The sequence below is a fragment of the Pseudorhodoplanes sp. genome (genome assembly GCF_050250235.1).
Classification (GTDB): Bacteria; Pseudomonadota; Alphaproteobacteria; order Rhizobiales; family Xanthobacteraceae; genus Pseudorhodoplanes.
The window spans coordinates 1-5,596 of sequence record NZ_JBFWPA010000245.1; the positions used below are offsets into that span (position 1 = coordinate 1).

Annotated in this window: 6 protein-coding genes and 1 pseudogene; 6 read left to right on the forward strand and 1 reads right to left on the reverse strand. The window is 57.0% G+C overall.

Annotated elements, in window-relative coordinates:
• The 3 genes from AB7F49_RS37765 to AB7F49_RS37775 form a co-directional block, all read left to right on the forward strand.
• Positions 1-669 (forward strand): cation transporting ATPase C-terminal domain-containing protein (locus AB7F49_RS37765; protein WP_428532642.1); only part of this gene is annotated, 669 nt, incomplete at its 5' end.
• A 694-nt stretch (positions 670-1,363) separates the two neighbouring features.
• Entirely contained in the window at positions 1,364-1,819 is a 456-nt protein-coding gene (locus AB7F49_RS37770) for a hypothetical protein (protein ID WP_428532645.1), read from the forward strand.
• A 68-nt stretch (positions 1,820-1,887) separates the two neighbouring features.
• Complete coding sequence (locus AB7F49_RS37775) at positions 1,888-2,841, forward strand: helix-turn-helix domain-containing protein (RefSeq protein WP_428532648.1); 954 nt, start codon at positions 1,888-1,890, stop codon at positions 2,839-2,841.
• Here the strand turns inward: AB7F49_RS37775 and AB7F49_RS37780 are convergent.
• Positions 2,823-2,891 carry a hypothetical protein gene (locus AB7F49_RS37780; protein ID WP_428532657.1) on the reverse strand — a complete coding sequence of 23 codons (69 nt, stop codon included), beginning with the start codon at positions 2,889-2,891 and terminating at the stop codon, positions 2,823-2,825. The genes AB7F49_RS37775 and AB7F49_RS37780 overlap by 19 nt on opposite strands.
• 106 nt (positions 2,892-2,997) lie before the next feature.
• Here AB7F49_RS37780 and AB7F49_RS37785 point away from each other — a divergent pair, with 106 nt between their 5' ends.
• From AB7F49_RS37785 to AB7F49_RS37795, 3 genes and pseudogenes are all read left to right on the forward strand, one after another.
• Positions 2,998-3,327, forward strand: coding sequence for an HdeA/HdeB family chaperone (locus AB7F49_RS37785; RefSeq protein WP_428532651.1), 330 nt, complete (start codon positions 2,998-3,000; stop codon positions 3,325-3,327).
• Between the two features lie 73 nt (positions 3,328-3,400).
• Positions 3,401-4,975: an arylsulfatase gene (locus tag AB7F49_RS37790; protein WP_428532654.1), complete on the forward strand. Its 1,575-nt coding sequence runs from the start codon at positions 3,401-3,403 to the stop codon at positions 4,973-4,975.
• A gap of 184 nt (positions 4,976-5,159) precedes the next feature.
• A pseudogene (locus tag AB7F49_RS37795) lies at positions 5,160-5,365 on the forward strand (formylglycine-generating enzyme family protein); the annotation flags it as partial.
• Between the last annotated feature and the right edge of the window lie 231 nt (positions 5,366-5,596).

Consider the following 5,596-nt stretch of genomic DNA (forward strand, 5'->3'; position numbering starts at 1 on the left):
TCCAACATCAGAAAGTTTCTGCGTTATCTTCTGTCGTCGAATATCGGAGAGGTCATGACCATGTTCTTTGGCGTCATCCTTGCCGACACGATTGGTCTCTTCACCTTGGCTGGAGGCATCGTGCTTCCGCTTCTGGCGACGCAGATCCTCTGGATCAATCTCGTGACCGATGGAGCGCCTGCCCTCGCGATCGGAATCGATCCGGCAGATCCGGATGTGATGCGACGGCCTCCGCGTCCGCGTGGGGAGGGCGTGATGACACGCCGGATGTGGGGCGGAATTTTCCTGGTCGGTACCGTCATGGCGACCGGTACGCTGCTCGTGCTCGATGCCTCCCTTCCTGGAGGGTGGATCGAAGGCTCAGGCACGATCGCATATGGGCAGACGATGGCCTTTACGACACTCGTGCTGTTCCAGCTTTTCAATGTCTTCAACGCGCGCTCAGATGAACTCAGCGCGTTCCATGGGCTTTTTACGAATCGCTGGTTGTGGGGCGCGGTTGCGTTCTCGCTTTTGCTGCAGATGTTCGTGATCTACACGCCCTTTTTGCAGGAGGCGTTCTCGACTGTGAGCCTGAGTCTTGCGGACTGGTTGTTCTGCGCAGCTGTTGCGAGCTCCGTGCTGTGGATCCGCGAGTTGAGCAAGATCATGACGCGAATGGTGCGCTAGGCGGGAAATTTTGGCTTGGAGGGTGACTTAGCCTAGGATTAACGGGAGGACCAAAGGGCGAACTTGGGCCGCGACGCCGGTAGAGCAGCTTACGTTCTGGCGGCTGTGGTTCGGCCTTGAAGATTGCCCGCCAGTTGTCGAACGCCTTGAGCGGGATACCCTCCGCTTCGCAATACTGCCGCTGATTTACGTCGCTGTGCTTTCACGCCTCGTGGTGCGCCCGCCAGAAAGCCTCGCCCTGACGACCCCACTGGGTGGCAGGCGGCGCAACGAAGGAGAGGCATCATCACTCGCCACCCCTCACACGCTTTTGCGATAAGTCCAGACCTGATCTGATTTTGTAGTTTTGCGATCAAATTGACGAGCTTGCCGGATGGGCGCCGGTCGTGATTGCATCTGAGCCCCGTCTGGATCGCTTTGGCTATCGGGCTGCCGGTACCGGACGCTCCGATCACCGCAATCGAAAGCCACCGCAGGCGCTCTATGGTGCCTTCATCGAAGGCTTGCAGATGCGAGGTCACAAAGCTCGGCAGTGAGATAGTGCCGGCCTCGGCGTACCGGCAGCATCACCGCGCTGCCATGCGGAACATCGGCTTCGATCCAGCCCGCGATCATCAGTAGGAGGCGAGTATCGCCTTGATCGTCGATATCCGCCCGCGAAGAAGCAAAGCGTCTGTTACGAAACTATGTCGAGTTGCGTATCAAGATAGGCGAGGCGTCGAGCACCGATGAAGCTGGCCGTTCTCCGTTGTTGCAACAGGCAAATGATGACTTGAATGCGTTGTGGGCGCTGGCGCAAAAGACGATCGTGGAGGACCTCGATCCAGTTAGAACGGGGCTGTTTGTTGAAGCCTTGAATAAAGCGATCGATACCGCCGGGAAGCGCAAAGCGACGTTGAACCGGCACGTCCCGGAAGTCGATCTGTTTTTGCTATTTGCCGCTTTTCTCATGGGCGGTCTCGTCGTACGCTATTCGTCCGGTCTGGGCGGATATCGCGCGTTCTTTGCGGCCTACATCATGGTGGGTCTGATCGTCCTGTTCGTTTTTATCATTGTCGGCCTGGATCGACCGCGGCGAGGGTTGATTCAGGTTAGCCAAGCCAGCATGGCGGAGCTTCGAGGCTCGATGACCGAGGGACCGAAGAAGTGACCATTAACTCGATCGGCAATGGTCGGTGCCCGATAGCTTTATTCCTAGCATGCACCTGGAGGTAAGAGGTGGTTAGGCTGGATCCTGAGCCGCAATGGGCCCGGTTTTCGATCTCCAAAATCGAAGATTTGAGCGACGCAATCCATGGCGCAGGGCTCGACGCGATGCAGATGTCGCGGGCCCCTGTTACAGGAAGCCTGGCTTTCGCAACTTGCGATGATGTCGTTTACAATACGGGCCACATTGGTGGTCACGTCTCTATCAAGGGATCGCTTTCCGAGAATATGGTGACGCTTGGTCTGGGTGTCACACTTCCGGCCGGCTCAAGCCAATGGCTGAACGAAACATTGAGCGGAGATATTGGCGTATTTTTGCCGGGCGACGTGCAAGATGCATTTTACGCACCCGGCTCGATGTATGCGGCCGCTACGCTCAGTTTTGAACGACTGGAGGAGATAGCCGCGAGAGCCGGCGCCGTGCTGGGTAAAAAGGAACTCTCAGGCAGCGGCGTGGTCAAAGGGCAAACTTCCAAGGTGACCCTTTCCAAGCTGCGATCGGAATTCTTGTATGTGCATTCGGCGCGAAAGGAAAACTCCAAGCCAAGCCCTGCAACGCTCGGCACGCAGTTGCTCGACATATTCATAAGCGAATTGGGACGGGAGCCGCGACCCTATCCCTCTAAACTCAACTTGCAAAAGTACGCTTTTATCGTCGCTCGGGCGCGGGAGTTCATCCACGCAAATCTCGAGCACCCTCTCTCGATTGATGCCATCGCGGCAGCGTCTTCGACAACACGCCGAACGCTGCACCGGGCCTTTGTAACGGTATTGAATGAAGCGCCTTATGACTATGTTCTAAAGTTACGTCTGCACCGTATCCGCCGCGAACTTGTTTCGGAGGCTGAACGGCGCTGCACCATAACGGAAGTCGCAAACCGGTGGGGCATCACTGAACTCGGGCGCTTCTCGCGCTGGTATCGTGAGCATTTTGGCGAGCTGCCGTCTCAAACGCTGGCAAGATAGCGGCCAAAGCTGCCGCCAATCACAAAAACTTGGGTTGGCACGATCCGCATAGTGCATCCCCGGCGCTATGCGTAAAGTCCCGTCAAAATTTGCCATCCGTGCCGCGCAACATGGAGGTTGCGCATCGCACAATTGCGCATGTTCAGGGGGAAGACAATGAAGCTGGCTTTCTGCCTCTCGATGCTCTTCAGTCTCATCGCGCTGCCAGCAAACGCGCAAATTGAATTGAAGGACTACGCGGACGCGCGGGGGTACATCGACGTTCAAAAGCTGACATGTAGGCAGCTCGCCAACACCTATCAGGAAGACGCGAACTTCCTCGGTGTCTGGTATAGCGGCTGGTACAACGGCCTTGGAAAAAAGCACGCTATCAATCTGCCGCGCGTGAAGCAAGACATTCACGAGGTGATTGTCTACTGCAAGGCGCATCAGGACAAGAAGATCATCGAGGCGATCGATGTCATCTTCAAAGCCGAGCGGAGATAGACGCTCCTGCTTCAAGTTCGATTTTCTTGACTTAATAACACTAACGCACACGGGAAAATGACAGGAGATCTCCATGTCAGAAACTGCAGGAAAGAAGCCGAACATCGTCCTCATCTTATCGGATGACTTCGGGTACGGTGACGCGGGTTGTTACGGCGGTGGCGAAAATCGCGGCATGCCGACGCCCAACCTCGATCGTATGGCCGCCGAGGGCGTGCAGTTTCTATCTTTCTATGGACAGGCAAGTTGTACGCCAGGTCGCGCAGCGATGCTCACCGGTCGCATCCCCAACCGCAGTGGCATGACCACGGTTGCGTTTCAAGGGCAAGGTGGCGGCCTGCCGGCGGCAGAGTGGTCGGTCGCGTCGGTTCTCAAAACAGTCGGTTACAACACGTTTTATTCGGGCAAATGGCACTTGGGCGAATCCGACTACGCGCTTCCCACCGCGCATGGGTTCGACGAGATGCGATATGTCGGCCTGTATCACCTCAATGCATACACATACGCCGACCCGACCTGGTTCCCAGACATGGATCCCGAACTGCGGACGATGTTCGAGAACGTGACCAAGGGCGCCTTGTCGGGCAAGACGGGAGAAATGGCCAGGGAGGACTTCAAGGTCAACGGACAATATGTCAACACGCCGGAAAAAGGCGTCGTGGGCATTCCGTTCTACGACGAATATGTCGAGAAGGCTTCGCTAGACTATCTCGACCGTAATGGGAAGTCGGGGCAGCCCTTCTTTATGGTCGTTTCCTTCATGAAGGTGCATCAGCCGAATATGCCGCACCCGGATTTCAAGGGTAAATCGATGTCGAAGAGCAAATATGCGGATTCGATCGTCGAGGCAGACACGCGGATCGGCCGTGTCATGGATAAGATTCGTTCACTCGGTTTGGACAAGAACACCTATGTGTTTTGGACCACGGACAATGGTGCCTGGCAGGACGTCTACCCCGACGCTGGCTATACCCCATATCGCGGCACCAAAGGAACATGCCGCGAGGGTGGAAATCGCGTTCCGTCGATCGCGTGGGGCCCTGGCATCAAGGCCGGATCGAAAAACTCCGACATCGTCGGCGGCCTCGACTACATGGCGACATTCGCATCCCTTGCAGGCGCAAAGCTGCCGGAAAAAGATCGAGAAGGTCAGCCGATCATCTTCGACAGCTACGACATGTCGCCGGTCTTGTTCGGTAAGGGCAAGTCCAAGCGGAAGAGCTGGTTCTATTTCACCGAGAACGAGCTGACGCCGGGTGCTGCGCGGGTCGGCAACTACAAGGCTGTGTTCAATCTGCGTGGTGATAACGGCGCCCATACCGGCGGTCTCTCGGTCGACTCCAATCTCGGCTGGAAAGGTCCGAACATGTACACCGCGACGGTGCCACAGGTCTTCGACCTGTGGCAGGACCCGCAGGAGCGCTACGACATCTTCATGAACAACTACACCGAGCACACCTGGACCTTGGTGACGATCAACGCGGCCGTCAAGGAACTGATGCAGACCTACTTGAAGCATCCGCCGCGCAAACTTCAGAGCGAAGTTTACACGGGTCCGATCACCATCACGCAGTATCAGCGGTTCCAGTATATCCGCGAACAGCTAGCTAACGAGGGCTTCCAGATCGGGCTGCCGGTCGGCAACTAGCGGACCACTGCCAGCATCGGTGATCCGCCGCTTTCGAAGCATGGCCGGTCGCGCGGGCCGGTCATGCTGCGCCGAGCAATGAACGGTGTCGGCACGGGGCGCAGCTCAGCCACGACGGAGCGACGTGGTAGGTACTATCTCGACTGAGGAGAAGCCGCTTTCCAATCCGCATTTGGACACTGGAATGGTTTTCATTCCCGGCGGCACTTTCAGCATGGGATCGGACAAGCACTATCCGGAAGAGGCGCCATCCCATCGGGTGGCGGTCGATAGTTATTGGATCGATGCGACCCCGGTCACCAACCGTCAGTTCAGGGAGTTTGTGAAGGCAACCGGACACGTCACCTTCGCTGAAATCCCCCGGACCCCAAAGATTATCCCGACGCCTTGGCCCAAAGAAATTGAAGCGCTTACGGAACGCATTACAGCTGGCGAACTGGCCAAGGATCGGTCGACCTGCGTGCGGAGGCTTTCCGAAGGGCTGCGCGTGCATACGCCCAGCACGACATGATCGTTCGAGCTGAAAGGTTCTTTGACGCGCTAAAGGCAATCGATCCGAAGGGTGATGTGATCTACGGCGGGAGATTCTGAAGCGCGGGCCGACCGACGTGCCCGATAGGG